This window comes from Pseudoalteromonas sp. SR45-6, assembly GCF_014163545.1.
In the GTDB taxonomy this organism is placed as follows: Bacteria; Pseudomonadota; Gammaproteobacteria; order Enterobacterales; family Alteromonadaceae; genus Pseudoalteromonas; species Pseudoalteromonas rhizosphaerae.
Genome location: NZ_JACJDM010000003.1, coordinates 75,536 through 101,715, shown reverse-complemented (window position 1 = coordinate 101,715; position 26,180 = coordinate 75,536). Strand labels below are relative to the sequence as shown.

At 40.0% G+C, this 26,180-nt stretch carries 19 protein-coding genes; 6 read left to right on the top strand and 13 right to left on the bottom strand.

Annotation, left to right across the window (positions count from 1 at the left end):
- The first annotated feature begins 54 nt into the window (after window positions 1–54).
- Window positions 55–5,376 carry a DNA repair ATPase gene (locus H5158_RS02470; protein ID WP_182739392.1) on the top strand — a complete coding sequence of 1,774 codons (5,322 nt, stop codon included), beginning with the start codon at window positions 55–57 and terminating at the stop codon, window positions 5,374–5,376.
- 28 nt (window positions 5,377–5,404) lie between these two features.
- Entirely contained in the window at window positions 5,405–5,668 is a 264-nt protein-coding gene (locus H5158_RS02465; RefSeq protein WP_149980857.1) for a biotin/lipoyl-containing protein, read from the top strand.
- Window positions 5,669–5,730: 62 nt separating this feature from the next.
- On the opposite strand, the gene H5158_RS02460 is transcribed toward H5158_RS02465, so the two are convergent.
- From H5158_RS02460 to H5158_RS02435, 6 genes are all read right to left on the bottom strand, one after another.
- Window positions 5,731–6,873, bottom strand: coding sequence for a N(5)-(carboxyethyl)ornithine synthase (locus H5158_RS02460; RefSeq protein ID WP_182739391.1), 1,143 nt, complete (start codon window positions 6,871–6,873; stop codon window positions 5,731–5,733).
- Between the two features lie 376 nt (window positions 6,874–7,249).
- Entirely contained in the window at window positions 7,250–7,804 is a 555-nt protein-coding gene (locus H5158_RS02455; RefSeq protein ID WP_182717039.1) for a zf-TFIIB domain-containing protein, read from the bottom strand.
- Between the two features lie 103 nt (window positions 7,805–7,907).
- The gene (locus H5158_RS02450; protein ID WP_145237463.1) at window positions 7,908–8,060 is read right to left on the bottom strand and encodes a DUF2256 domain-containing protein; all 153 of its coding nucleotides are present in this window, start codon (window positions 8,058–8,060) and stop codon (window positions 7,908–7,910) included.
- Window positions 8,050–9,564, bottom strand: coding sequence for a cryptochrome/deoxyribodipyrimidine photo-lyase family protein (locus tag H5158_RS02445; protein WP_182717040.1), 1,515 nt, complete (start codon window positions 9,562–9,564; stop codon window positions 8,050–8,052). Before H5158_RS02445 ends, H5158_RS02450 begins: the two co-directional genes overlap by 11 nt.
- Before the next feature lie 169 nt (window positions 9,565–9,733).
- On the bottom strand, window positions 9,734–10,699 hold the full coding sequence (locus H5158_RS02440; protein ID WP_182717041.1) for a carbohydrate kinase: 966 nt from the start codon (window positions 10,697–10,699) through the stop codon (window positions 9,734–9,736).
- A 462-nt stretch (window positions 10,700–11,161) separates the two neighbouring features.
- On the bottom strand, window positions 11,162–12,319 hold the full coding sequence (locus H5158_RS02435; RefSeq protein ID WP_220491209.1) for an ROK family transcriptional regulator: 1,158 nt from the start codon (window positions 12,317–12,319) through the stop codon (window positions 11,162–11,164).
- A 288-nt stretch (window positions 12,320–12,607) separates the two neighbouring features.
- Here H5158_RS02435 and fucP point away from each other — a divergent pair, with 288 nt between their 5' ends.
- On the top strand, window positions 12,608–13,915 hold the full coding sequence (gene fucP, locus H5158_RS02430) for an L-fucose:H+ symporter permease (protein ID WP_145237450.1): 1,308 nt from the start codon (window positions 12,608–12,610) through the stop codon (window positions 13,913–13,915).
- 80 nt (window positions 13,916–13,995) lie between these two features.
- Here fucP and H5158_RS02425 read toward each other — a convergent pair whose 3' ends face one another.
- Window positions 13,996–15,309, bottom strand: coding sequence for a DASH family cryptochrome (locus tag H5158_RS02425; protein WP_182739390.1), 1,314 nt, complete (start codon window positions 15,307–15,309; stop codon window positions 13,996–13,998).
- 94 nt (window positions 15,310–15,403) lie between these two features.
- Between H5158_RS02425 and H5158_RS02420 the strand changes: the two genes are divergently transcribed.
- On the top strand, window positions 15,404–16,015 hold the full coding sequence (locus tag H5158_RS02420; RefSeq protein ID WP_182739425.1) for a flavin reductase family protein: 612 nt from the start codon (window positions 15,404–15,406) through the stop codon (window positions 16,013–16,015).
- Between the two features lie 107 nt (window positions 16,016–16,122).
- Here H5158_RS02420 and H5158_RS02415 read toward each other — a convergent pair whose 3' ends face one another.
- Both H5158_RS02415 and H5158_RS02410 read right to left on the bottom strand, forming a co-directional pair.
- Window positions 16,123–16,551 (bottom strand): OsmC family protein, encoded by a 429-nt coding sequence (locus H5158_RS02415; protein WP_145237444.1) that lies wholly within the window; start codon window positions 16,549–16,551, stop codon window positions 16,123–16,125.
- A gap of 219 nt (window positions 16,552–16,770) precedes the next feature.
- Window positions 16,771–17,370 (bottom strand): FMN-dependent NADH-azoreductase, encoded by a 600-nt coding sequence (locus H5158_RS02410; RefSeq protein WP_182739389.1) that lies wholly within the window; start codon window positions 17,368–17,370, stop codon window positions 16,771–16,773.
- A gap of 361 nt (window positions 17,371–17,731) precedes the next feature.
- Here H5158_RS02410 and H5158_RS02405 point away from each other — a divergent pair, with 361 nt between their 5' ends.
- The gene (locus H5158_RS02405; RefSeq protein ID WP_182731071.1) at window positions 17,732–18,235 is read left to right on the top strand and encodes a DUF6622 family protein; all 504 of its coding nucleotides are present in this window, start codon (window positions 17,732–17,734) and stop codon (window positions 18,233–18,235) included.
- Window positions 18,236–18,279: 44 nt separating this feature from the next.
- Here H5158_RS02405 and yghU read toward each other — a convergent pair whose 3' ends face one another.
- The 4 genes from yghU to H5158_RS02385 all read right to left on the bottom strand — a co-directional run bounded on the left by yghU (window position 18,280) and on the right by H5158_RS02385 (window position 25,104).
- Window positions 18,280–19,119 carry a glutathione-dependent disulfide-bond oxidoreductase gene (gene yghU / locus H5158_RS02400; RefSeq protein ID WP_182739388.1) on the bottom strand — a complete coding sequence of 280 codons (840 nt, stop codon included), beginning with the start codon at window positions 19,117–19,119 and terminating at the stop codon, window positions 18,280–18,282.
- A gap of 512 nt (window positions 19,120–19,631) precedes the next feature.
- Window positions 19,632–22,958 carry a two-component regulator propeller domain-containing protein gene (locus H5158_RS02395; RefSeq protein WP_182739387.1) on the bottom strand — a complete coding sequence of 1,109 codons (3,327 nt, stop codon included), beginning with the start codon at window positions 22,956–22,958 and terminating at the stop codon, window positions 19,632–19,634.
- Window positions 22,959–23,719: 761 nt separating this feature from the next.
- A complete protein-coding gene (locus tag H5158_RS02390) occupies window positions 23,720–24,316 on the bottom strand; it encodes a rhomboid family intramembrane serine protease (protein WP_145237407.1) in 597 nt (198 codons plus the stop codon).
- Between the two features lie 104 nt (window positions 24,317–24,420).
- Entirely contained in the window at window positions 24,421–25,104 is a 684-nt protein-coding gene (locus tag H5158_RS02385; RefSeq protein ID WP_149980845.1) for a type 1 glutamine amidotransferase domain-containing protein, read from the bottom strand.
- Window positions 25,105–25,248: 144 nt separating this feature from the next.
- Between H5158_RS02385 and H5158_RS02380 the strand changes: the two genes are divergently transcribed.
- A complete protein-coding gene (locus tag H5158_RS02380; RefSeq protein ID WP_182739386.1) occupies window positions 25,249–26,172 on the top strand; it encodes a LysR family transcriptional regulator in 924 nt (307 codons plus the stop codon).
- The last annotated feature ends 8 nt before the right edge of the window (window positions 26,173–26,180 follow it).

Here is a 26,180-nt window from a genome sequence, read left to right as displayed (position 1 = left end):
CCGCAATAGTTTAACTATTGCGGCTAACTTCTATTAAATTTCAGGATAGGTTTCATGACGGACGCAACTCAACAAGCGCTAGAACAAGGCTCGTACGATTTAATTAAACGCCGCTTAAATAATTTTGGTGCTAGTTTAAAAACGCAAATAGATGATGTAAATACACAGCGTATTAACGAGTTTGGTAGCACTGATCTACAAGTAAAAGGGCGTGTTCGCGTTCGTACGGAGCAAAATTGTACCCCGCGCGATATCGTGATTATTGGCGATAAAGTTATCTTTGCTTACAACGTATTTTTGGGATTAAAAAAAGAAACCGCAATCAGTGATGTATTTAGTGTACAAAAGTTGGTGGAGCAAGACGACCATTACGAAATTGAGCCTTACCCAGAGACAACGCGTTTTTTAACCGATAGTCGTTTTATTCGTGATTTTGAAGAACTGTATACCTACTACAAACAAACCAGCCTACAGCATTTATATCAACAAAATGGCAAGCTATTTGCTCTATTCCAAATCGGTGACAAGTTATCGGATGTGCGGGTTTTTCGCTGGGAAATTCACCCAGACAACACCATTAATTATATCGATAACCGAGGTGAGCGTGATATTCAACACGCACATGACTATGATTTTGAATGGCTCAAAACTGACCGAAGTAACCACATAGAAGGGCGCCACGCTCATATCAACATCGCGGACCAAGTGTTTGTTGAAACCATTGGCGGTTCACTGACCATTAAAATAGAAAACAGCACTGACACCGGTGAAGGGATTTATCAAGAAGCTGTTGATGATAAAAACCAATCCCTTGCTGACAGCGAAGTTGAGTACGCGCTGGTAGGCGACTTAGTGCTGCTAAAAATTCTCCCATACCGTGAAAAAACATGGCGTTACTTTATTTATAACACCCGCACTCAGCAGGTCATGCGCCAAGATGCAATCGGCAGTGCATGTGTAACTTTACCTGAAGATCACGGCATTATTTTTCCTGGTGGTTACTACTTACAATCAGGGCAAGCACGCTCGTTTGAAGAGCAAATAGAAGATTTAGAATTTCACCGACATATAAAGTCACCGAACGGCGAAGATGTTTTATACGTGTTTTACGAGCCAAGTGAAGGCCGTTACGCGCTATTTGCCTATAATATTATTGATAAAAACCTGCAAAATCCAATTTATTGTCACGGTTATGCTATTTACAACGATGGTATAACGCTGACTTTTAAAGCCGATAAAGACCAAGCGGAGCGAGTACACCCGATTCAAATTTGGCAAAGCCCGTTTGTATCGGCTGAATTTGCAGCCAATGCACCGCCACTTACTAGCTTTTTTGGTAAAATAGGTAACCCCGATTTAGTTCGCGGTATTTCTGATTTATACAGTGTCTGTAAAGCCATTAGCGAGCAAAGCCCGACTTTATTTCATTACGAAGATTTAATTGCCCTTAGCCGGAATATCTTTGACCGTTACCATTGGCTTAACGAAAGCGAATTTGCGAAAATCGCACAAAACCTACACAGCATCAATGAAACCGCTGAGCAAGTGCTTGATGAGTTTGAAAAAGTCACCGAGATTCAAAACAAAGCCAAGCAAGCCTTGGTGGATATTAATAAGCAATACACTGATGTAACCCGAGAAGTACGTCCTGATAGCTTTAAAGTAGCACCGCAATTTGTGCAAGGTATTGATGCATTAAAAATGCTCAAAGGGCAAGTAATAAGCCTTGAAGATATTAAATATATAGATATTGCTGCACTGAATAACTTACAAAGTGAAATTGATACACGGCTGGTTGAAGTAAGCCAAGCAACTGCCGCGTTTTTACAACAAGACAGCGCGCTGGCGCCGTACCACGAAAAACTTAAAGAGCTTGAAGAGCTAAGCAGTAAAAGCGAAAGCGTTAGCGAGCTGAAGACCTATATCGCACAGTTAGATGCGCAAAGTGTAGAGCTGGATTTACTTAACCACACTATGCTTGATTTAGACATCGACGACAGCCGTGTGCGCACGCAAATCCTCGAAGATATCAGTGCTGTTTATGCGTTGGTTAATCGTGCTAAAGCGAGCATTGAAATCCGTCAAAAGAGCCTTGGCAGTGTTGAAGCTAAAGCTGAATTTGCCGCACGCTTTAAGCTTTTTTCGCAAAGTATTACCAACGCACTAAATAATGCTAAAACCCCAGAGGCGTGTGACGAGCAACTTTCACGTTTGCTTATTCAGCTTGAGGAGCTGGAATCGCAATTTAGTGATTTTGACGAATATCTGACAGAGATCATTGCCAAACGTGATGACGTATACGAAAGCTTTGAAGCGCATAAACAAAGCTTAATTGATACCCGTCAGCGCCGCGCATTGAATTTAGCCAATGCCGCCGAGCGTATATTGCAAGGCGTTAACCGCCGTGCGCAAAGCTTTACTGAGCTTGATGCATTAAATACTTATTTTGCCGCCGATCCTATGATCAGCAAGCTTCGTGCATTGACTAGTGAGCTTAAAGAGTTAGGCGATGAAATTCGTGCCGATGATATCCAATCAAAGCTAAAAGCCAGTAAAGATCAGGGCATACGTTCGTTACGTGATAAACAAGATATTTTCACTGATGGCGGCAATACAGTCAGTATTGGTAAGCACGCTTTTAGTGTTAATAAGCAATTACTCGATTTAACCTTATTGCCGCGTGACGAGCAGCTGATGCTGCACTTAACGGGTACTGATTATTTTGAGCCAATAACAGATGAGAAAAGCTTACAAACGTTACAGCAAAGTCGTCATTTGTGGCAACAAACATTAGTTTCGGAAAGTGAGGTGGTTTATCGTGGTGAGTATTTAGCTGCACAAATATTACTCGCTTGTGAAAACAGTGAGCATTCGCTGACTTTTGCACAATTAGAGCAGGCACAACGAGATAAACAATTATTGCAGCTGGTGCAAAAATTTGCTGAACCGCGCTATCAAGAAGGCTATGAAAAAGGCATTCATGACCACGATGCATGGGCAATTATTGACACCTTATTGACGCAAAAAAATAGTCTGGATTTACTTATTTATCCGGCTAGTTGTCGTATTATTGCGCAGTTATTTAGTGCGCAATTGTCATCTGCACAACTGAACGAATATTTCCATCAAGCGAGTAATGCTATTTTGATGGATAAACACTTTGCTGCAACCAGTTTTATCAGCACGTTAACCGAGCAGTTAAGTGAACAGATCAATGTCTTTTTAACTCAAGTTAGCAAATTATCTGCACGTTTTGCTGATTTATCCAGTGACTTGGCCGCTGCTTATTTAGTGCAACAATTAGCGCAACAAAAAACCGCCGATCAACAGCTGTTTATCGTATCTCAGCAAGCTAAAAATTTAGCTGAACAGTTTAGTAGTGACGCTAAAGCCAAAGGTTATAGCAACGAGCTTGCTCAGGCCTGTGAAAACGTAAAGCAAACTGATGAGCGGGCATTATTATTTTTAAGTTGGCTTAATGCGTACTGCATGCAAAATCCTAAAGTATCGGCAATGGTGCAGGCGGAAGCGGCTAACTACTTGCATCTCAGTGCCACCACAACATTAAAATACACTGTGTTGGATGTCACCCCAAACACCCAAGTTGAGCGTTTAATGGGACAGCATAAACGCGTGCAAGAGCAAACTTTACATGTTGATTATGCAGAGTTTTATGCCAGAACTCGTAAATACATCACTGAGCAAGTACCGGCTTTTGAGCAGTATCATGCACTGCGCAGTGATATTTTAGCGGCGCAAAAAGAGCGTCTGCAACTTGATGAATTTAAAGCCAGGCCACTTAGCTCGTTTGTACGTAATCAGCTGATCAATAAAGTGTACTTCCCAATTATTGGTGATAACTTAGCAAAACAAATTGGCTCAGCAGGTAAAAACAAACGCACTGATTTAATGGGTATGCTATTACTTATCTCGCCGCCAGGTTACGGTAAAACTACCTTAGTTGAATACGTTGCTAACCGTTTAGGGCTGACTTTTGTAAAAGTAAATTGCCCGTCGATAGGGCACGATCAGGTGTCACTCGATCCTGCTCAAGCCATTAATGCTACGGCTGAAAAAGAGATTGCAAAAATCAATCAGAGCTTTGAAATGGGCAATAACGTGATGCTGTATTTAGATGATATTCAGCATACTAACCCTGAGTTTTTACAAAAATTTATTTCTTTGTGTGATGGCTCAAGACGTATTGACGGGGTGTGGAACGGTAAAAGTAAAACCTATGATTTACGCGGTAAAAAGTTTGCCGTAGTGATGGCAGGTAACCCGTATACAGAATCAGGTGAGAGCTTTAAAATTCCTGATATGTTGGCAAACCGCGCCGATATTTATAATCTTGGCGATACCTTAGCCGGGTGTGAGCAAGAGTTTGCCATGAGCTTTATAGAAAATGCGCTAACATCTAATGCAGTATTAGCGCCATTGGCTAACCGTAACATGGAAGATTTATATAAGTTAGTGCGGATGTGTCAAGGCGAAGATATTTCATTAAATGAGCTTGAACACGGCTATTCACAAGCGGAAGTTAACGAAATTAAAGCGGTACTCAGCCGATTAATCACTATTCGTAATACCGTACTAAAAGTGAACGCCCAGTATATTGCCTCAGCCGCGCAAGATAATAATTATCGCACAGAGCCGCCATTTAAATTGCAAGGCAGCTACCGTAATATGAATAAAATGGCAGAAAAAGTCGTTGCTGCCATGAATGACGAAGAGCTAGAAAACTTAATTTGTGACCATTATCGTGGTGAAGCGCAAACACTCAGTAAAGGCTCTGAAGAGAACTTACTTAAACTCGGTGAACTGCGTGGCACCTTAAGCGCAGAGCAGCAGCAGCGCTTTAGTCAAATTAAAGGTGACTTTGTACGTTTAAATAAACTTGATGGCGCAGGCAGCCCGGTGATGATGGCGGTGGAGCAAATGGGCTATTTGCATCAATCACTGGAAGAGATTGCCGGTAAACTCAGTAAAAACAACCTAAGCCACGATTACAGCCAGTTATTACAAAGTGTTGGTGTGAATATTCAAGGTTTAGATAATAAACAAGCAATTAGTAGCATAGCGCAATCGCTTGATAATGGTTTTGTGCAAACGCCTTATATGGCAAGTTTAGAGCAATTAAGCCGTGCTATAGCTGGTAATAACTGTCAGCCACACTTGCAGGCGTTAATTGAGCAACTTGCAGCCCTTGATAATAAAGAGGCTGTGAATGCGCTAACTGCAGCGGTTACCAGTAACAATAACCAAACGTCATTTACTGAGCTTGTTAATGCAATTAACCAACAAACTCAAGGTATCAATAATAACAATGTGCAGGCTCAGTTTGAAAAATTGATTGCTGCATGGGGCGCGAAATAGCATTTAAATTAACCACAAAGGAAGCAATATGGATATCAAAGTACCTGAACTACAAGGAATGATGGGTAAGGCTACGATTTCGGCAATTTACGTTAATGAGGGGGATGCCGTAGTACGAGACCAAACTTTATTTGATGTTGATTTTGATAAAGTGGTGTTGGAAGTGGTTGCTACCACTGCCGGGGTTGTTCATAGCTTTAGTGCCAAGCAAGGAGATTTAGCTATATCAGATCAAGTGGTGATGCAACTGAGAGAAAAAGTTGCTGGTGAGCAAACAACATCAGAACAATGACTCTTACAGATGAACTCGTCGAGCAGGATTAGCTGCTCGGCGTGTTTATTGATGTTTAATAACTAAAGTGCATTATAAGGCGGGTTTAATTGGCGCTTTTGAAACGCTAGAATCGCAGTATTTTTGATTATACCGTCTTCAATATTAATCGCACGACGGATGGTTTCATCTTTTTGCCATTGTGCCTTGCCTGCTAATACTGTAGGTAAGTATACAATCATGGCGGCTGAGATTGAACGTGTTGCGCTTTCCCATAAATAACTAGGTGTATGATCAACCGCGTAATAATCAACGGTTTCATAGCGAAACATCGGATTTGCAAATGTGGTGGGTTTAGCAAAAAAGAACCCCATACCTTCGTCACAGCTTACATCTATAATTAAACTATTTGCTTTTAGGCAGTCCGCTTCAGATTCAATAACAAAATTAACCGGGTTTGCAGTTTCTTGAAAAGTGCCATTGACGATAATATCGGCTTCGCTAATGAGCTCCGTTAGTGGCCGTTGCGTACCATCGTGTTCAACCACCATCATCCGTGCTTCATCGTGTTGGCCTTGGCGAACTTTAACGTAATGGCAGTCGAGGATCTCTTCGCGTACTTCGTGATCGGGGCGCTGGATGCAAATCGTAATATCTCTAAAACCATGGGCTTTGAGTGCATAAATTGCACCGCGACTAACAGCACCAAAACTAAAGATGATGGTTTTACGCTGATCACCATAATGTCCATCAATACCTTTGAGCTGCAGTGCGTGTAACACCGCACAGTAGCCGGCCATTTCGTTATTTTTATAAAAAGTATGACGACCAACATTGCCTTGCGGCGACCATACAAACATATCTTCAAACGCAATGAGAGTGAGCTTTCTATCAAGTGCAGCTTGGGTTATTTCGCGTTGTTGTACGCAATGTACGTAGCCCCAAAGGGTTCCACCTTCACTTAGCTCCTGTAAATCAGCAAGCACCGGTTTGGCGATGATCACGGTGCCTATTTTGGTTAAAATATCACTGCGACTTGCAACACCACCGGTTAATGCGGCTATTTGCGCATCGCTCACATTAAAAGCTTCGCCGTAGCCTTGTTCAAAGATCAGTTGTTTTCTAAGTTGTTCTGGAATGCGCTTAAGGTGGTCTGGGTGGATAGGGTAACGTCGTTCATCTGTCTTGCGTGACGTACCAATTACGCCAATAGTTAATTCACTCATGCTATCGCCTTGTTTAAAGTATGCTGAGTTCATAAACGAATGATGCTACTTCGCCAACAAACTGTGGGCTGTTTTACAGGCAAGCGAAACACTTGACTGTAAACAATGGTCTCAGTAAAGGGTTTTGTTATTTACTAAATTAGTATTTTTAATATAAAGCGGTTTTAAATCAGGTGGTTAACTTGCATAGAATGACAAGTCGGAAGTAAATATGACATAGCCGCGATTGGCTTCTGCGTATTAGCATTTGAGTATAACAGTAAAACAGTGGCGCATGCGGTTAACACAGCAATAAGAAAATTAAACAAGTACAATGACTGTGGTGTATTTTGTGATGAAAGGACTCGATACAGCGAGTCCTACTTTTTCTAGCAGCTTACTTTTCTGCAGAATATGGGTCTTCAGCCATTAGGTAGGCTCTCAAATCTGCTTTTTGCGGTTGTGCATTAAGCCATGTTCTGAGTTCTTTCACTTTTGTATAAGTGTCTGCGCCGAATTTATCAGCATATATGTCACTAAAGTTTTGCTTGGTACTTTGCTCTCTAATTTGGTTTTGCCATTGCTGTGTTACTACTGCATTCAATGTACCAGCTAAGCCTTCTTCTTTTAGTAATTCCCATTCACCTGCATCTAACCAGATCCCACCTACTGGTGCGCTGTAATCAATACGGTGGTCAGTTGCTGATGAAATACGAAACTTACGCATAATGACTCCCGATACTGGGCAAATTAACGCTTTTTTAGTGTCTTTAGCGTCGGCTTCGAATGAGATATTGTCAGCAAATGCAAAGTTTGGGTTACGCTCTTTCCAAGCTGCAAAGTCTTCGATTAGTATCCAGTGGCCATTACAGTGCGTGCATGTGTGCGAACGAAATTGACCTTCAATAAAACTCGGTTTAAGTAACCCTTTACCACAACTTGTACAATTCATAGTATCCCTTAATTATTGCTATTTATTATTAATAATAACAATGATGTTACCGTATTTTTAGAATCAATAACAAAGCTTTGTTCTGTTTAACTGCAAATTTTAGCTAGCGCGTTGACTCTTCGTTTTTATTGCGTTTGCAACGCTGCGAGCAGTAAATAACGTTATCCCAGTCGCGCTGCCATTTTTTACGCCAAGCAAAATCACGTTTGCAAGTGGGGCAGGTTTTTTGCGGTAAAGTTAGTTTTTTATGAGCCATTGTGATGGTTTGTCTTGGTACTTTTTGTTCTAGGGACGATGCTTACATGCTTTTTTAAAATCGCAGGAATAGCGCGCTTAACCTCAATACGTTCGCGATATTGCCAAAGCCGTTCTCTCGCTTCTTTAGACGCTTTGGTTAAATCAATCATCGGTGCAGGGTAATCGTCACCTAGTTTAAAGTCGTTAAATAATGCTTCCATGGGTGTTTGCTCCCAAGGTTCATGCAAGTATTCTACAGGCAGCTTTTCAAGCTCTGGGCACCATTTTTTTATAAATTCACCGCTCGGGTCTTGATCCTCAGATTGTTTAATCGGGTTGTAATGTCTAATAGTATTAATGCCCGTAACCGATGCTTGCATTTGTATTTGCGGGTAGTGGATCCCCGGTTCAAAGTCTAAAAAATAGTTAGCCAACGGCAGGCTTGCATGTTGCCAGCTGATGTTTAAATGATGCGTAACAAAACTAACTAACATAGCGCGCATTCTAAAATTAATATAACCGGTGGCTTTTAAACAGCGCATACAGGCATCAATAATAGGAATACCGGTTTGCCCCTGTGCCCAGCGTTCAATATCGCTAGTAACTTGTGCGTCATCACGATATGGAAATGCATGGTACCCCGGATTTAATGCTTTAAATTCCATGCTGCATTCGCTTTCAAACTTTTGCATAAAATGGCAATGCCAGTGCAGGCGAGATACAAATGCAGCAAGCGGGCGCTGCCAACCTTTTTTATCAGCATGAGTGCTATGGTATGCGTCAATCGCCATTTGATACACTTGCCTCAGGCTGATATTTCCCCACGCTAAATAGGGCGATAGCCTAGAGCAATGAGTACGGCTTAAACTAGGGCTAGATATTCCTTTTTGATAACCCTTACCGCGTTCAGCAAAAAAACTTTGCATTACTTCACGGGCAAGTCGTGGGCCCCCATGCTGAAAATATTCATTATCTTGCGTATAGGCACTAGGCAGCTTGGGTGTTTTATAGTCAGTAAGGGTGAGTGGCTTTATTTGCTTCCAATTAGGTATAGCAATAGGTGCTTGCATGGTTTGTTGCCAGCGTTCGTTCCAATTGTGGCGATTTTTTTTGCCACGTATCACAGCCCCGGTTGGCGACTCTAACCAGTTAATATGGTGGTGTTGGCACCATGTTTTAATGGTTTTATCACGTTCAAAAGTGTTGTTTAGCCCTATTTCTTGATGGCTAAACATGTTTGTGATTGCAAACTGCGAGTGAAGCGATTCAAGCAGGGTTTGCATGTCTTCATTAAATATATACACGCGGCTATTAAAGCGAGCTAGTTGGGTATTTAAATCAACAATTGATTGATAGACAAAGCGCCAATGCCGCTCGTTGTAATGCCCATCGTCAAGCAGTAAAGGTTCAAAGTTATAAATTAATAGTGTGGGCAGGCCATTACTAAACGCATTTTTTAAAGGCTGATGATCGCTTAGGCGTAAGTCACGTTTAAACCAGACTATGTTTATTTTTTCTTTCATACTGGTGATATCAAAACCGTATCGTTTATAAATAATTAGGCATAAATGGTTTTATACGTATTAAATGTAAAAGTAGTTTAAAAGCGATTTTGTTAGACGACTAAAACTAAAAATATGAGTTTTAGTCGTTAGTATAGAGGTTACAAATAGGCTGGTTGATTGTAAGTGCTCAGGCAGACAGGTCTTGCTGCGTTGGTAAAGCGTCGAATGCACCAAACTTTGCGACAGTTGAGGCGCCACACTTAGTTGCAAAGTTGATTGCTTTTAATACGTTTTCAAAATTATTGGCCCAATCAGTAAATTCGTTTTTATCACTTACTAGCGAAGCTACTTGGTATAAAAAACCGCCTACAAAAGCATCACCGGCAGCTGTGGTATCTACGACATTCGCTAGTGGACAAGGATATGTACCACTAAATGAGCATGAGGAAAATGTAATTGGCTCGCCACCATCAGTCATTAAAACCAATGACACGCCATTGTCTACCCAGCTTTTTATTGTGGTTTCAATATGCTCAATGCCATACAGGGCTATCAGCTCATCTTTACTTGCTTTAATAACATCAACCGTTTTAGCTATATCATTAATAATGGATGGGGCTGTAAGTGGTTCATCCCAAAAGGCAGGTCGAAAATTAATATCAAAGCATGTAACCGAGTCTGCTTCTTTAAAGTGTTTTAGTGCATTTAACGTAGTATTTAATATGTGAGCCTTAGCTAAAGAGCCTGAGCAAAAGCTCACTATTTTAGGGGCTGCAAATAAAGAGGGGGTTAAATCGGAAATCTGCAAATCATAATGCGCGGCGTCTTTATCGTAAAAATCAAATGTACGTTCACCGCTTTCATCTAATGAGACAAAGGCTAGTGCAGTTTTACCCTTTTTAGAAAAGCTAACATGTGATGTTTTAACATTATGTGTATCGAGTGCCTTTATTAAAAAACGACCAAACGGATCATCGCCTACCTTACCAAGCAGTGAGCTCAAACCGCCTAACTTTGCTACGGCGACAGCTACATTTGCGGGCGCACCTCCTGCAAATTGAGTGAATCCTGGCTCGCTGTTTAATACTGTTTTATCTATACAATCATTTGAGAGTAAATCAATTAAGGCTTCACCAATTGCAACTACTTCCATTACGTTATTCCTATAAAAATTGTCAGGGTATCGTCTCGTTTTAAACGATACCTTTGGTTAAATCTAAGCCTTGACCACCAAGACAGTTATTGATTTTGGTGTCAAAAAATACGTCGCTTTATGTATCTTCTCGAATCAAGCCAGCTAACTTAGCTGGGTTAATGGCATTGATAGATTCACTCTTTTTTGACCAGATGCACCCGTTACGATTATGTGCCCAAATCCTAAACCATTTTTTGCTTTTGTTGCGTGTGATTAAAAACTTGCTGTTTTATCAACCCGCCTCACCAGTTTGGGCAAATTTGTAAATAGAATGTAGAGAACTAAAAGTAATAAATCAACTATTATTACTTATTTTTTTGTACAAGTTTATGGAGTTATTTAATTGAATTTATTTGCGGGTAATCCAGGATATTAAAGCGCCGGCGAATAGCGCCGGCTGCTTGATAAATTTATTGGAAGCTAGTTGTGGGAAAGGCTGACGTTATCTTGAGAAAAGTTTATAATTAACGGTAGGTTAGCGCAACCTATTGATTGAGCTTTAGCACCAATAGAGCCGCTTTGTACGGCACAGCGATAAATGCCACGATGATCGGCTTGGCTTAATTTTGACTTTGTTGCTAATACTATTTTCTCTCTTACATTGATAGGGATTGCACCATCAATCACAATGGCTTCAAAATCAAAAATAGCCAGTGAGCACAGTGCTGCATAGGCAAGGCCATCTGCAACTTGATCTATCCATTTATCTAAAACAGGGCCTAAATCTCCCCAATATTCTTTTGAACTCCACACTATGTCGGTATTGTAGCCATCATCTTTAAGCATTTTTTCAAGGATATACAGCGAAGACTGCATGATCAGCTGTTGCGATGTTAGTTGGCCTTCACTATTGAGTACAGGCCTTGGTAATGAGCCAATAGCTCCCGCATTGCCTTTTTTACCGGTAAATAAGGTTTCATTTATAACGACTCCACCACCAATAAAAGTGCCAATAAAAATGTATAAAAAATCGGTAAAGCGAGCTGGGTTGCCAAAGCTCAGCTCTGCTGAGCATGCTGCGGTATCATCATTACATACATAGACAGGAAGAGAGATGATCTGATTGATTCTTTGTTTAAAATCGAAAGACTTCCACTCATTCATTACTTTCTTTGGTGCGCCAGCTTCTTCAGTCCAATTCCAAATTTCAAAAGGAGTTGCAACACCAATACCTAGAATACGCTCGGCTAACTCGTCACTTAAGCTCATTTTAAGTACGCTGATACCTTTTTCTAGAAAAGTGAGCAGACTATTTACAGTAGGGTAGGCACAGTATTCATTTAAGGTTGCGCGAATATTTCCGACCAAGTCAATTAAGGTTAAATCATAACTTCGGCGACCAACTTTTAAGCCGATGCCAAAAGCACCATCAGGATTTAAGGCAAACGGAATCGTGGGTTGGCCAACACGGCCACGCTGTGGCTCTTTTCTTATTAATAACGACTCGGCTTCCAAGCTATTGATAATAACTGTAACGGCTTGTGCAGAAAGACCCGTTTTTTGTGCTATCTCGGCTTTTGGCGCACTCCCTTGTTGACGAATTAAAGACATAATTCGACGTTCATTGTGAGCACGCAAGCCAGATTGGCTTCGGCCTTCTTGTGAGACGAGTCGAGGGTTTTTAGCTTTGATAATGATTCCTGTCTAATCTGTTATTGTCTTGAATAACTTAACTAATTGTACACTGAGCGGACATACTTGGCGACAGCATTGGTTTTATTACTGTGCTGATCATTTAATATTAAATTAACGACAGAGTACAATTAAGTATTGTTAAATGTAATAAATAACTATAGTTGATTTATTGACGAGGTGATATTTACCTGTTTAAATGCTTTACTCAAAGTTAACAACTGAGACATGGCAATGACCACACACACACATACAAAAACACCTCTTGTCTCTAAGGAGATGGTGGTTCCCTTTATTTTGCTTGTACTTTGCTTTGCAGCATGGGGTGCTGCAGCAAATATGACTGATCCGTTAGTTAAAGTATTTAGTAAAATATTTACTATGTCTTCAGTGCAATCGGCACTTGTACAGTTTAGCTACTATGGCGCCTACTTTTGCTTAGCCATTCCTGCCGCTTATATAAATAAACGCTTTTCTTACAAAACGGGAGTATTGACAGGCTTAGGCATGGCTGCGATGGGGGCATTTATGTTTTATCCCGCAAGCCAAGCAATGACTTACGGCTTTTTTTTAGCCGCTTTATTTGTGTTAGCTGGTGGTCTATCTATTTTAGAAACTTCAGCAAACCCCTATGTGATGGGAATGGGAAATCAGCAAAGTGCAACCCGTAGATTAAATTTAGCGCAATCTTTCAATCCTGTTGGTACTAATATCGGTGTGTTTTTAGCCGCAACCCTTATTTTACCTAGCCTAAATATAGCTTCCTCAGATGAGCGTGCAGCTATGAGCGCTGAGCAACTAACTCAGGTAATAAAAGCAGAACTAGATGCGGTTATGGTGCCTTATGTGGGTATGGCTTGCGTACTTGTGCTTATTTGGCTGGCAATTGCATTTACTAAAACACCTAACTTTTGCAAGCAAAAAAAGGTATCTAAGCATGTCGATTTTCGTGCAACCTTTAAACGATTATTTAAAAATACACATTATCGCTTTGGCGTTATTGCGCAGTTTTTTAATGTTGCAGCGCAAACCTGTGTATGGACCTTTACCATTCAATACGTTATGGAAGCACTTGATACAAACGAAGTGACCGGTGGAACGTTTTTGCAATACAGTATGATCACTTTTCTGTTCTCTCGGTTTGTGATGACATGGCTTATGGGATTTATTAGACCAGCAAAACTATTAATGGCAACCTCTGTAATTGCGACGCTACTATGTTTATATATGGTGCAAATGCCAACTATAAGTGGCGTTTGGGCTTTAGTTTGTATATCGGCTTGTTTATCGTTAATGTTTCCCACTATTTACGCAATTTCATTACATGGTTTAGGCGATGATGCAAAGTTAGGTGCTGCCGGATTAGTAATGGCTATTTTAGGTGGAGCAATAGTACCCGTGGTACAGGCTGTATTTATTGATACCTTCAGTGTCGCTTTTTCTTATATTGTGCCAGCAGGCTGTTTTATTATTGTGGCTGGTTATGCAGCATTTGATTTAAAAACAAAAATTAGAACATTTAATAATGTTGCACCTTGCTAAAATGCACAAAACCGAGTCTTAAAGGCTCGGTTTTGTGTGCTACAACTTTTATTCTCACCACCGCTATTCTTTAAGCATTATTAACTGCTTAACGGCCAATCTGCGGCATCTAACGAGTCTATGGCGTGTACCTCATCACCTTGCCAGTGATTAATAAATTGATTATTAGCATCGTAGGTTTGGGTTTGCTTTACTAAATTGAAATGCCTACCCGAGCGAGGATCCGCGCCAACACCTGCAAGGTATTGCCAATTTCCCCAATTAGATGCCACGTCGTAATCAATCAGTTGTTGTTCAAAATAAGCAGCGCCAAAGCGCCAATCTAGCTTGAGCTCGTTTACCAAGCAGCTTGCAACTAATTGCCGGCCACGATTTGACATATAGCCGGTTTTATTCAGCTGTTTCATACATGCATTGACAATGGGATACGGTGTTGTGCCTGTGCACCATTGCTTAAATCGCTGTGGGTAAAAACTGGTTAGTGGCTTACGCTTTGTAATTCCGGCAAAAGAAAATAACTTATTGCCATAACGCAGGCTGTATAGTTGAAAGTATTCACGCCACAGTAATTCAAAATAAATCCAGTAAGTTGAGTCGTTTGCGCCATGAATGTGCTCATAATTACGCAAAGCGTTGACTATTTGCCGAGCACTAATGCAGCCATTAGCAAGCCAAGGAGAAAACTTGGTTGAGTTTTCAATACCAGCTAAAGCGTTGCGAGTTTCTTTGTAGGTAGATGGATTAGCACTTGAAAAGTAATCAGCTAGATGATCAGTCGCACTTTGTTCACCACCTGCGAATAACGCTCGTTCTTTACTGACATTAGGCAATGTAGTTGGCCAAGGCATTGGAGCAATTAAAGGTCTGGCTATGTACTCTGGAGGATCTAAAAGTGTATTTATAGTGGGCGTTGTTTGCTCAATTAGCTTTCTGAATTGACTAAATGTTGCTGGCAGTTCATTAACACTAAAAGGAAGTTGCTGGTTGCCATATAAGGTAAATGTATTAGCTTGTTTAATAACAAGATCAGCATGATTTTTCGCTACATTGAGTAGCGTTTGCTGCTCATTGTAACCAATTTGTTCACTGCAATATAGAGTACGCACGTTGTGATGGTGATAATAATGTTCAATCATCTCATGAGCAGCTTGATGGTAGATCACTAAATGTTGCCCATAGTCTTTCAGAGTATTGTTTAACTGTTGTAAAGATTGCGCTAAAAACTGCCAGCGATGTTGTCCCATTGATTGGCAATCATGGTGATTGCTTTTAAACAATTGAGGGTCAATACAATATACAAAGCTAAGTGCTGTATCTTGCTTTGCAGCAAGAGAGATTAATGCGTTATCGCTTAGTCGTAAATCGTTAGTAAACCAGTACAAAGAGTGTGTCATAGTAATAAAGCGTTTTTTTCATTTACTTTGTCTTTAATACGTAACAAAGTGAAAAGGCGTTTAGTTTAATGAGTTTAAATTTAATGAGGTGATGATGTACTTTGATTTAACTGATCCTGACGAGCAAAAAGGGGCATACAGTAAATTGGTTGGTGGGATCACGCCAAGGCCTATCGCATGGATAAGCACGTTAAGTAGTGATGGCGTGGCGAATATTGCGCCGTATTCATTTTTTACCGTGGCAAGTGTAAACCCGCCAGTGTTGAGTGTGACTCAGGTAAATCCAGCTGAGAATCAAAACAAGGATACCTTAAACAATTTACTGGCCACAAAAGAGTGCGTTATCAATGTGGTCAGTCATAATCTGGTGGATCAAATGAATCAAAGTTGCGGTAATTTTTCTTCGCAAACTAGTGAATTTACGGCTGTGGGGATCGCATCATGTGCAAGTCAATCAGTAACTCCATTGGGGGTGGCAGCAGCTAAGGTTCGTTATGAATGTAGCTTACGTGACGTGGTCACTATTTCTGAACAAGCAGGTGGCGGGCAAATGATGTTATTAAATGTAGTTGGTATTTATATTGATGAAAGTGTACTTGTTAACGGCTATATTGACCCAAGAGCTATAAATACCGTTGGTAAAATGGGCGGAGATTACTTTACGACAACGCATGATTTATTTAGCTTGGCTAGGCCAGAGATTTAGCTGAAATTTTACGTTATTTTATGTTTATACCTTTTACGTATAGTAAAAACCGTGCAGTAAAAAGCCAAGTAATAATTACTTGGCTTATATACGGTTAATTTTTTAGCTTAGTTGAGTGCCATAGTGAGAGATATCTCAGCATTCATTAATTTTGAGATAGGGCAGCCTTGTTTGGTTTGCTCGCACAGTTTTTTAAATTCTGATTCAGCAATACCGGCAATTTTTGCCTCTACACTTAAGGCTATATGACTAACCTCAAAGCCATCATCCACTTCATCTAAACTAACCACTGCACTGGTGGTGATATCATCAGCAACGTAATTTGCTTCAGTTAACGCAAGTGATAGCGCCATACTAAAGCAAGCACTGTGCGCCGCAGCTATTAGTTCTTCTGGGTTAGTGCCCGCTTTATCTTCAAAGCGCGTATTAAAACCATAGGGCTGATTATCTAAAGCGCCGCTTTCGGTGCTAATTTGACCTTTACCAGATTTAATATCGCCAGACCAATGTGATTGTGCAGATTTCTTAATCGTCATACTCATCTCCTTTGTAATAATTTCGCTAACTGTGAAAAGATTTCACCTTTGCATAGCGAAATGGGCGGTTTATAGAGAGTGTTGCAACATAAGCACCAAGTTTACAAAAGTATTGAATGTTGAGTTACACGGATCCACTGACGATAAGAATGTGTAATAAATGAAATCAGCATGGCTAACTAAAAAGCGGTCCTTACTGACCGCTTGTTTATCAAAAAATTAAAGTGCCGATACGTAATCTGAAATTTCTTTACTAGCGGCGTTTTTGCTGTCATCACCACCTGGCATATTTAGGCCTTCAGCATAAATAAAGTCCACATCTTTGATACCTAAAAATGCAAAAAAGTCTTTTAGATACTTAGTTTGCGTGTCCATATCAGTACCTAAGTACATACCGCCACGAGCAGCAAGAATAACTACTTTAGTATTTTCAACTAACCCAACAGGGCCTGTTTCAGTGTATTTAAACGTAATGCCTGCGCGAGCAACACGATCGATCCACGCTTTTAATGTAGATGGAATACCAAAGTTATACATAGGGACGCCCATCACGATGAGCTTATTATTTTGCAGCTCAGTGACCAACTCATCAGAAATAGCAGCCAGTTTGTTTTGCTCATCGCTGCGTTGTGAAGGCTCTGTCATCCATGCGCCCATTTCAGCTTGAGTTAGGTGTGGTAATGGGTTTTCGGCAACATCCCGACGAGTCACTGTAATGTCAGTTTTTTGTGTAAGCTCAGCAATGAACTGTTCACTAAGCTGATGTGAATTACCGTTTTCACCGTTGAGTGATGAGTTGATTAATAATACGTTCTTCATAGCCGTTCCTTTAATTGTAAATTACTAATAAGAGCATATCCTTTTATATTACAAATTAACAATGCAATTTAATGGCTTAACCATTCGATTTAAGAGAATGTTTTAGTTTGCTGCTGAGTGGTTTTTGGTTATCAAATTGCGCTGTTGTTTTGCTACTACTGAAATGATGGCGATTACACTCTGCGATATTTGTTTGTCGTCGCCTTTTACTATTCTCTAAGTTAGCATCGAGATGGCACATTAAGCTTGCTACGTATATAAAGGTTAAAAAAATGTAATTGTAACTTTATTAATTATTTAAATAAGATTAAGCTCAAGGCACTAATACAATAAGCAATAACAACAATAAAAAGGAAGTTTAGTGATTGATATAATTAAACATACACCGCTGTGGGTGTTCGCGTTATTTGCCGGCCTGATTGTGCTTGGTGTCAAACAAACCCGAGCAAGAGAGGTCACGTTACGCAGTGTTTGTGTGTTACCTGTCGCAATGGCTGGCCTGTCAGTTTTTGGGGTGTACTCCGCATTTTCTGGTGTAATTGCATTAGCAGTTTGGTTTGTGTGTTTAGTACTTGGTTGGGGAGTCGCTCGTCAATTCGGTTTGCCAAAGGGAGTGCGCTACATAAGTGAGCAGCATGTGTTTCATATACCTGGTAGCAAAGTACCATTTATACTAATAATGGCCATTTTCTTTACTAAATATTGTGTTGGAGTGATGCTGGCAATACAACTAGCAGTTACGCAAAGTACAGAATTTATGGTTATTGTCAGCGCGATTTACGGTATTTTAAGTGGCATATTCTTAGCACGCGGCTTACAGATCCTGCAGGCGCGAAATAACCAAATAGATTTACAGCCAGCATAAGTAACAGCGCGGTTAGTCATACTAATCGCGCTGTTAGGTTTTCGTTAAAAGTCGCTTTTACTGTGGCGCTCGGCTAGTTGCTCATCTTCTGGGCCCCAAGTCCGGTTAACTCTACGACCACGCTTTACTGCAGGGCGGCGTTCAATCTGTTTTGCCCAGCGCATCACGTGGGTATATGATTCAACATCTAAAAACTCGGCGGCGTCGTATAAATATCCCAATACCAGCGAGCCATACCATGGCCAAATAGCAATATCTGCGATTGAATAGTCACTACCAGCCATGTAATCGTGATCACTTAAATGGCGGTTTAATACATCTAGCTGGCGTTTAACTTCCATCGTAAATCGGTCAATAGGATATTGCATTTTGTGTGGTGCATAGGCATAGAAATGACCAAAACCACCGCCTAAATAAGGTGCTGATCCCATTTGCCAAAATAACCAGTTACGGCATTCGGTTTTACTGGTGTGGTCGCTTGGCACTAGCGCATCAAACTTCTCTGCTAAGTATTGTAAAATAGCACCTGATTCAAACACCCGCGTTATAGGGGTCGTACTGTGATCCATCAGCGCTGGAATTTTTGAATTAGGGTTAACACCCACAAAGCCTGAGCCAAATTGATCGCCATCGCCGATTTTAATTAAAAACGCATCATATTCGGCTTCAGTGATACCAAGCTCTAACAGTTCTTCAAGCATGATGGTGACTTTTTGGCCATTAGGGGTTGCCAGTGAGTAAAGCTGAAGAGGGTGCTCACCAACTGGTAAATCTTGCTGGCGAGTCGCGCCTGCAATTGGTCGATTTATTTTTGCCCAGTCACCGCCACTTTCCGCGTCCCACTGCCATACTTTAGGCGGGGTATAGTTTTCGCTGTTACTCATCAAAACTCCTTAAACGTTGGTTACTTTAATTAAGGTTACGAACAACCCATCCTAGTTGATCATTTAGAGCAAGGGAAGCAAAGATAACTTTCATGAGTAATATGAAGATCATTTAGATGATGCAATGTTTATGTTGTCTCCGTTACTCAGCTTTAAATTACGACATTTAATCTTTGAGCCACTGAATACTTTCTATGAATTTGAACGACAATTGCGTTACCACATATCAATGAGTAATGTTATTAAATATGAGCTAAGCAGAGCTGCAGAGCTCATTCGTACAACTACGACCATCCCTTGATTGAGCATGACCACCAAAGCACTGATCACGCCGTTGTATTAGTGACAATGACGCTGAGATCATAAGGTATAATATAAACTGCCACGCCACGTAATAAGCATATCGTGTGTTTATTGGTTTACATCGCGGCTATTTTTTAAGTGTTTTTTGTATAATTAGAAGATAAACCTGCAACTACTTAACTCTATTTAATGGAGTAAACAAAAGTGTATTAATGCCACTTTATTTTATCCGGTTTAAGAATTGAAGACTCTACTTTTATTTGCTCGAGGTTGATCAATTGCTGCGTTTTTTCAGTGATGGCTACAAATAAATTATCATCGTAACAATCAATGTCGCTTAGTCCTACCCAAGCATTTCTTGTTGATTCTTTCGCTGCATACAAACAGTGATCGGCAATATCTACAACTCGTTCCCAATTTAAACTTTCGGGATTATTTATTGAAAAAGGAAAACTAGCATAGCCAATTGAGCATGTTTTTTTGATAATAGTTCCGTCATCTATGACAAAATTATGCATTTCAAACGATGCTCTTAATCTTTCCGCAAGTAGCGGTGCATTTTTTCGGTCGGTAAAGCGGGCAACTACTAAAAACTCTTCACCTCCCCACCTCACAAGATAGTCGGTATTTCTAAAAACGTGTTTTAAAATAGGTTTAATTTGCATTAATACGCTATCACCTGCGGCATGACCATAAAGATCATTTATTTGTTTAAAGTGATCTAGGTCGATTATAAAAAAGATTAAGTCTGATTCACTATGATTTTCAATATCATTATTTTGATCATGAGTGCGATATTTTCGTAGTACTAAGTCAATGTCTGTTTGCAAATTATTAGCGACAAATCGTCTGTTATTTAACCCTGTGAGTTCGTCGGTTACAGTAATTTTAGCTAGTTCTTCATTCGCTTTTTGTAAACCTAGTGTCCGTTCAGCCACTTTAATTTCTAATTGCTCATTTAGCTTCTTTATAAATATGACTTTTTTGCGTTGCGCGCGCACAAATAGCCAAATAATGAACAGGAGTAACGTGCAATAAAATGAGTATGCCCACCATGATAGCCATGGCGGTGGTAATACAGTGACTTTAAGGGCTACTCCTTTTTCGTTCCAAATGCCATATGGATTGCTGGCTTTAACGCGTAAAATATAATTGCCGGTTGGTAAATTGGTATATGTTGCGCGGCGGTTTTTATAAGTAGTTGTGATCCACTTTTCATTAAAACCTTCCATTTTATAGGCATATTGATTCTTTTTGGGATTGGAAAAATGCAGTGTACTAAATTCAAATGTTACAAGGTTTTGTTGATGAGTTAAGGTGATTGCAGAAGTGGAGTGAATTGGTTTTTCTAAAGAATAGCTACTATTAGGCGTGTTTTTAATTATGTCTGATTTTTTATCTAATGGTACTACATTGCTGATAGGTACGGATTGGTTAGATAGTAACATATCGGTAATAACAACCTTTGGTTGTTGGGTATCACTGATTATTTTATCGGGGAAAAAACGATTAAAACCATTGATCCCGCCAAAAAATAATTCACCGCGTTTATTTTTAAATGATGCATCAGCATTAAACTCGTTACTTTGTAATCCATCATCCATATTGTAATTTTTAAATGTTTTTGTATTAAAATCAAAGTTAGATAAACCAAGATTTGTGCTCAGCCAAAGACTGCCTTTATTGTCTTCTTCAATCCTATAAATAACGTTATTAGGTAGGCCATCTTTTTTCAGAAAACGAGTGAATTTACCGGTAGTTTTGTTGAATAAGTTAAGGCCACTGGCGGTACCTATCCAAATATTTCCTTTTCGATCTTCGGTAATCGCGTAGACAGTGTCATTACTTAAGCTGCTAGGATCTGTTGGCTGATGTTTGTAATTAATAAATTTTTCGGTGTTTGGATTAAAAACATTAAGGCCCTTCCAAGTCCCTAGCAAAAGATCACCTTGTTGATCTTCAGTGATCACCCGAATACTGTCATTACTTATGCTATTAGGGTTATCTGCTTGATAGCGATAATGAGTAAATTGCTCCGTAATTGGATTAAAGCGATTAAGACCTTTCCACGTGGCAAACCAAAGATCGCCATGCTGGTCTTCAGTAATGGCACTAACCGCATTATCACTTAGGCTGTTAGCATTGCTAGGATCATGACGATAGTGAGTAAATTCCCCTGTCATTGGATTAAAACGATTAAGGGCATTACCATCAGTGCCTATCCAAAGATTATTTTGGCGATCTTCAGTGATGGCATAGACTTTATCGTCGCTCAAACTGTTGGGATCATCTTCATTATAACGGTAATGAGAGAACTGCTCGGTGACGGAATCAAAGCGATTCAAACCGCCTCCCCAAGTTCCTACCCACAGTATGCCTCGACTGTCTTCGGTAATAGCGCGTATTATATTATTACTTAAACTGTTGGGTTTATTAGCTTGATGATGGTAGTGAGCAAATTGTTTAGTAAGTGAGTTTAAGCGATTAAGTCCGCCGCCATCGGTTCCTATCCAAAGATTACCCTGTTGGTCATAAGTGATGGCTCGAATATTGTCATTACTTAAACTATTTAGGTTTGTTGTCTGATTGCGATAGTGGGTAAATTTTTGGGTTTTTAAGTTGAGATAATTGAGTCCACCACCTAAAGTTCCTAACCAAAGGTTACCTTCTTGATCTGCGGTAATGGCTGCTATTTCATTATGGCTCAGACTCTTGGGCACAGTTGCATTATGGATATAGCGAGTAAATTTATCGTAAGTGATATTAAAATAATTAAGGCCGCCACCCTTTGTTCCTACCCATAGATTACCTTGTTTATCTTCAAGAATGGCACTGACAGCATTATTACTTATACTATTAGGGTTTGTTGCTTGGTGTTTGTAATGAGTAAATTGTTCAGTGATAGGATTAAAACGATTTAAGCCGCCACTCCACGTGCCTACCCATAGGTTTCCTTGTTGATCTTCAGTAATAACACTAACAGCATCATCACTTAAGCTTGCAGAGTTTGCTTGCTGATGACGATAATGAGTAAATTGTTCGGTGACAGGATTAAAACGGTTAAGGCCTCCACCGTCTGTCCCCACCCAAATATTTCCCTGTTTATCTTGCGTAACAGCATGCACGGTATCATTACTTAAACTGTTTAGATTTGTTGCTTGATGGCGATAATGCGTAAATTGTTCAGTTGTAGAGCTAAAGCGATTTAGGCCACCACCTCTGGTGCCGATCCAAAGATCGCTCTGTTGATCTTCAAAAAGAACAGTTACATAATTATTTGAGAGTGAGTGGAGATTATCTAAACTATTTTTGAAAACTTTAAACTCATAACCATCATAACGGGCCAAACCCTCTTCAGTACCAACCCATAAAAACCCTTTACGATCTTGTAACACCGCTTTCGCGCTGCTTTGAGGTAAGCCATCTTTGATAGATAGACGTTCAAAATGAACTGATGGCGCGTTAGCAAAAGCAAATGACATTGCAAATATGAGTGCTAACAAAACTATGCTCAGGTGTTTAATTATCTTTGTCAAAAATAGGACTCCGATCTACTATGTTTTATGGCTAAATAATTCTTAAAAAGAGTAATAATCAGCTAATAGCTACTCTTGATTGTAGTTATTTACCTGTTGAGCCATCGTTTACGCTAGGAAAATAGCAGCTTCGATTCATAATCATACTTTGAGAGTTATACACGAAGAAATAGTTTCTTGTTAAGGTATTGCTTTAATTATAGGTTCTATAACCGAGTGTAGTTAGTTATTAAGTAAATTTAAGTAGCTTAATCATTAAAAAGGCTCAACATTATTGACAAAGTATAATAATTTAGCAGTATCGATATCTGATTAATAGCTAGCAAAATGCTGAAATCACTAATACAAGATTGCGGTTTCATTCAGACTCGGGATAAAACAAACCTGCAGCTAAAGTTGGTTCCATATCGATTGAGCGCCCCTAATTTACTCGAAGTTTGTTACCTGTTCAGCAATAATTATGGTTATTTTGCTGTACCGCCCACGATTATAGTTATTGCCAAGATGGTACATATGAGCAAAGGCATATTGTTGATAATGGACTTCGTGAATGTGTAGCTGAAGTAAGCGAGGTGTAAATAGCACAACTCATGCTCGCGGTGTGCGTGTTGGCGGTAGTCCATATTCTCCAACAACATTTAGATGGGGTTATGGTTGGCCTTATCCTTTTGGATATAAAGCGCTAACCGAAATTGAGAAAGCGCAAATTGAATTAATCCGAGATAATGACGGTTAATATTTTATCTTTAACCTTGCTAACTTTAAAGCTTGTAACTTGCGCTTTTCTTATCTTGTTTTGCTAAATAATAGCCAATAAGAATACCAGCGAGTGCGCCAAACAGGTGGCTTTCAAATGACACATGGGGACGCTGTGGCAAAACACCCCAAATTAAACCACTATATAAAAATACCACCGCGACACTAATAGCAATGGCCTTAAATGACCGATGCATAATGCCGTAGCAAATTAAAAAGCCCCACAAGCCATAAAGTACACCGCTCAGGCCAACGTGAATATTAGCGCGACCAAATAGCCAAACCAGTAATCCTCCAACCACAGCAGTAAAGATAAATACAGCCCAAAACCGTTTGACGCTATATTGGCAGACTAGCCAGCCAAGCACTGCAAATGGGATTAAGTTACTAAGCAAATGTGCCCAGCCGCCATGTAAAAAAGGCGCGAAAAAAATACCCGTTAAGCCACTTAGACTGCGAGGGTAAATACCTAATCCATTTAAGTTAACGCCTGGTAAGCTATTAATAATTTGCAGTAAAACACACAATAAAATAATACCAATAAGCGTAAAGCGTTTACTGACTAGAGGGGGAATGCTCAAAGAGCTTTTTGGGTTTGCCATACATCACTTAATTTTTAAATATGTTTGACTGAGTATACCTATCCTGATGCTTAATTGAAAAGCCTTGCTGGGTTAAGCAAGGCTTTAGTTACAATATTAAAGAATTAGCCTAATTGGGTCAGCAGTTTTTGCGCTGCAAGCTCAGAGCTGGCAGGATTTTGACCGGTGATCAATAAGCCATCGACTAATGCGAGCACACCCCAATCATCCGTTTTTTGGTAATCACCGCCTTTTTTGATCAGCTCATCTTCTACCAACAATGGAACAATGTCAGTAAGTTGCACTGCGGCTTCTTCACTGTTGCTAAAGCCAGTTACTTTCTTACCTGCAACCAATGCACTGCCATCTGAATTTTTAGCATTTAAAAACACGGCACTTGCGTGGCAAACAGCTGCAACAGGTTTTTCTGTTTTGATAAAGTCTTCAATCAATGAAATTGAGTCTGTATTGTCAACTAAGTCCCATAATGGGCCATGACCGCCTGGGTAAAATACGGCGTCAAAGTCGCTGGCATTCACATCACCAAGCGCTTTTGTATTGGCCATCAATGTTTGTGCTGCACTGTCGTTATCAAAACGTTTTGTAGCATCTGTTGCGGCATCAGGTGCGGCGCTATTTGGATCAATCGGTGGTTGCCCGCCTTTTACTGATGCGAGTGTAACCTCAGCACCGGCATCAATAAATGCATAATAAGGAGCCGCAAATTCTTCGACCCAAAAGCCCGTTTTATGACCGGTATTGCCAAGCTCTGCATGAGAGGTAAGAACCATAAGTATTTTTTTAGCCATAACCATATTCCTTCTGATGATTTAAATTTTTAATTTATCTTACTAACTACTATATGCACTAAGGTTACTTTAAACAACGATGATAAATTCAACTTTATTGGTTTAATAATTGATACAATAAAGTAAGTCAGTATAGGAGATCTTATGAAGGTATCGTTTGAGCAACTCAAAAGTATGGTGGTATTTGCACAAATTGTAGAGCAGGGCAGTTTAACGGCGGCCGCCAAACAATTGGGGTTTACTCGTGCAGTGGCAAGTTATCACTTAAAAAAATTAGAAACCCAACTGGAAGTGACGCTGCTTAATCGTTCAACGCGAACTATGGCACTGACCGAAGCGGGGATTGCGTATTATGAGCGCTGCAGAATTATTACTGAGCAAGCTAATGCGGCTAAACAGCAAATAGAAAATATAAAAAGCGAACCACAAGGCTTACTTAAAATTAGCTGCCCGGTGAATGTCGGTATGCAGTTGGTTGTGCCTGCAATCAATGATTTTAAACGTCAGTATCCCAAAATCGATATTGATTTACAGTTAAGTGATGAAGTGATTGATATTATTAAAAATGGCTTTGATTTTGCGATTCGCGGTGTGGCGCTTAGTGACTCCAATTTACAAGCGACTAAACTCACTACTATGAGTACCTGTATTTGTGGTTCGCCAGATTATTTTGCCCATTACGGTAAACCTAAAACTCCAGCGCAATTAAGCGAACATCAATGGGTGGTGTATCAGCTCGGCAGTAAAACATTAACGCTACAAAAAGATGGTAAAAAGCATAACTTAACTATGCAAGGTGGTTTAAGGACTAATAACGCTGCTGCGCGAACTGCTTTTGTTGAAGCAGGCCATGGTATCGGGCGTATTCCACTTTACGATGCATGGCCAAAAGTTCAAGTTGGGCTATTGGAAATTATACTCGATGACTATAAAAGTAAAGATATAGAACTTTACGGCGTATTTCCACCCGGCGGCGCCGATTCTAAGAAGTTGCGCTTATTTATCGATTATTTAAAGGATTATTTTATAAAAAGGCATACCGCATTGGGTATGCTTAAAAATGTCTAATTTATGGC

Excerpts from the sequence above, each read along its gene's own strand:
- H5158_RS02470 (WP_182739392.1), top strand. The coding sequence starts at position 55 with ATGACGGACGCAACTCAACAAGCGCTAGAACAAGGCTCGTACGATTTA.
- H5158_RS02465 (WP_149980857.1), top strand. The coding sequence starts at position 5,405 with ATGGATATCAAAGTACCTGAACTACAAGGAATGATGGGTAAGGCTACG.
- H5158_RS02460 (WP_182739391.1), bottom strand. The coding sequence starts at position 6,873 with ATGAGTGAATTAACTATTGGCGTAATTGGTACGTCACGCAAGACAGAT.
- H5158_RS02455 (WP_182717039.1), bottom strand. The coding sequence starts at position 7,804 with ATGAATTGTACAAGTTGTGGTAAAGGGTTACTTAAACCGAGTTTTATT.
- H5158_RS02450 (WP_145237463.1), bottom strand. The coding sequence starts at position 8,060 with ATGGCTCATAAAAAACTAACTTTACCGCAAAAAACCTGCCCCACTTGC.
- H5158_RS02445 (WP_182717040.1), bottom strand. The coding sequence starts at position 9,564 with ATGAAAGAAAAAATAAACATAGTCTGGTTTAAACGTGACTTACGCCTA.
- H5158_RS02440 (WP_182717041.1), bottom strand. The coding sequence starts at position 10,699 with ATGGAAGTAGTTGCAATTGGTGAAGCCTTAATTGATTTACTCTCAAAT.
- fucP (WP_145237450.1), top strand. The coding sequence starts at position 12,608 with ATGACCACACACACACATACAAAAACACCTCTTGTCTCTAAGGAGATG.
- H5158_RS02425 (WP_182739390.1), bottom strand. The coding sequence starts at position 15,309 with ATGACACACTCTTTGTACTGGTTTACTAACGATTTACGACTAAGCGAT.
- H5158_RS02420 (WP_182739425.1), top strand. The coding sequence starts at position 15,404 with ATGTACTTTGATTTAACTGATCCTGACGAGCAAAAAGGGGCATACAGT.
- H5158_RS02415 (WP_145237444.1), bottom strand. The coding sequence starts at position 16,551 with ATGACGATTAAGAAATCTGCACAATCACATTGGTCTGGCGATATTAAA.
- H5158_RS02410 (WP_182739389.1), bottom strand. The coding sequence starts at position 17,370 with ATGAAGAACGTATTATTAATCAACTCATCACTCAACGGTGAAAACGGT.
- yghU (WP_182739388.1), bottom strand. The coding sequence starts at position 19,119 with ATGAGTAACAGCGAAAACTATACCCCGCCTAAAGTATGGCAGTGGGAC.
- H5158_RS02390 (WP_145237407.1), bottom strand. The coding sequence starts at position 24,316 with ATGGCAAACCCAAAAAGCTCTTTGAGCATTCCCCCTCTAGTCAGTAAA.
- H5158_RS02385 (WP_149980845.1), bottom strand. The coding sequence starts at position 25,104 with ATGGCTAAAAAAATACTTATGGTTCTTACCTCTCATGCAGAGCTTGGC.
- H5158_RS02380 (WP_182739386.1), top strand. The coding sequence starts at position 25,249 with ATGAAGGTATCGTTTGAGCAACTCAAAAGTATGGTGGTATTTGCACAA.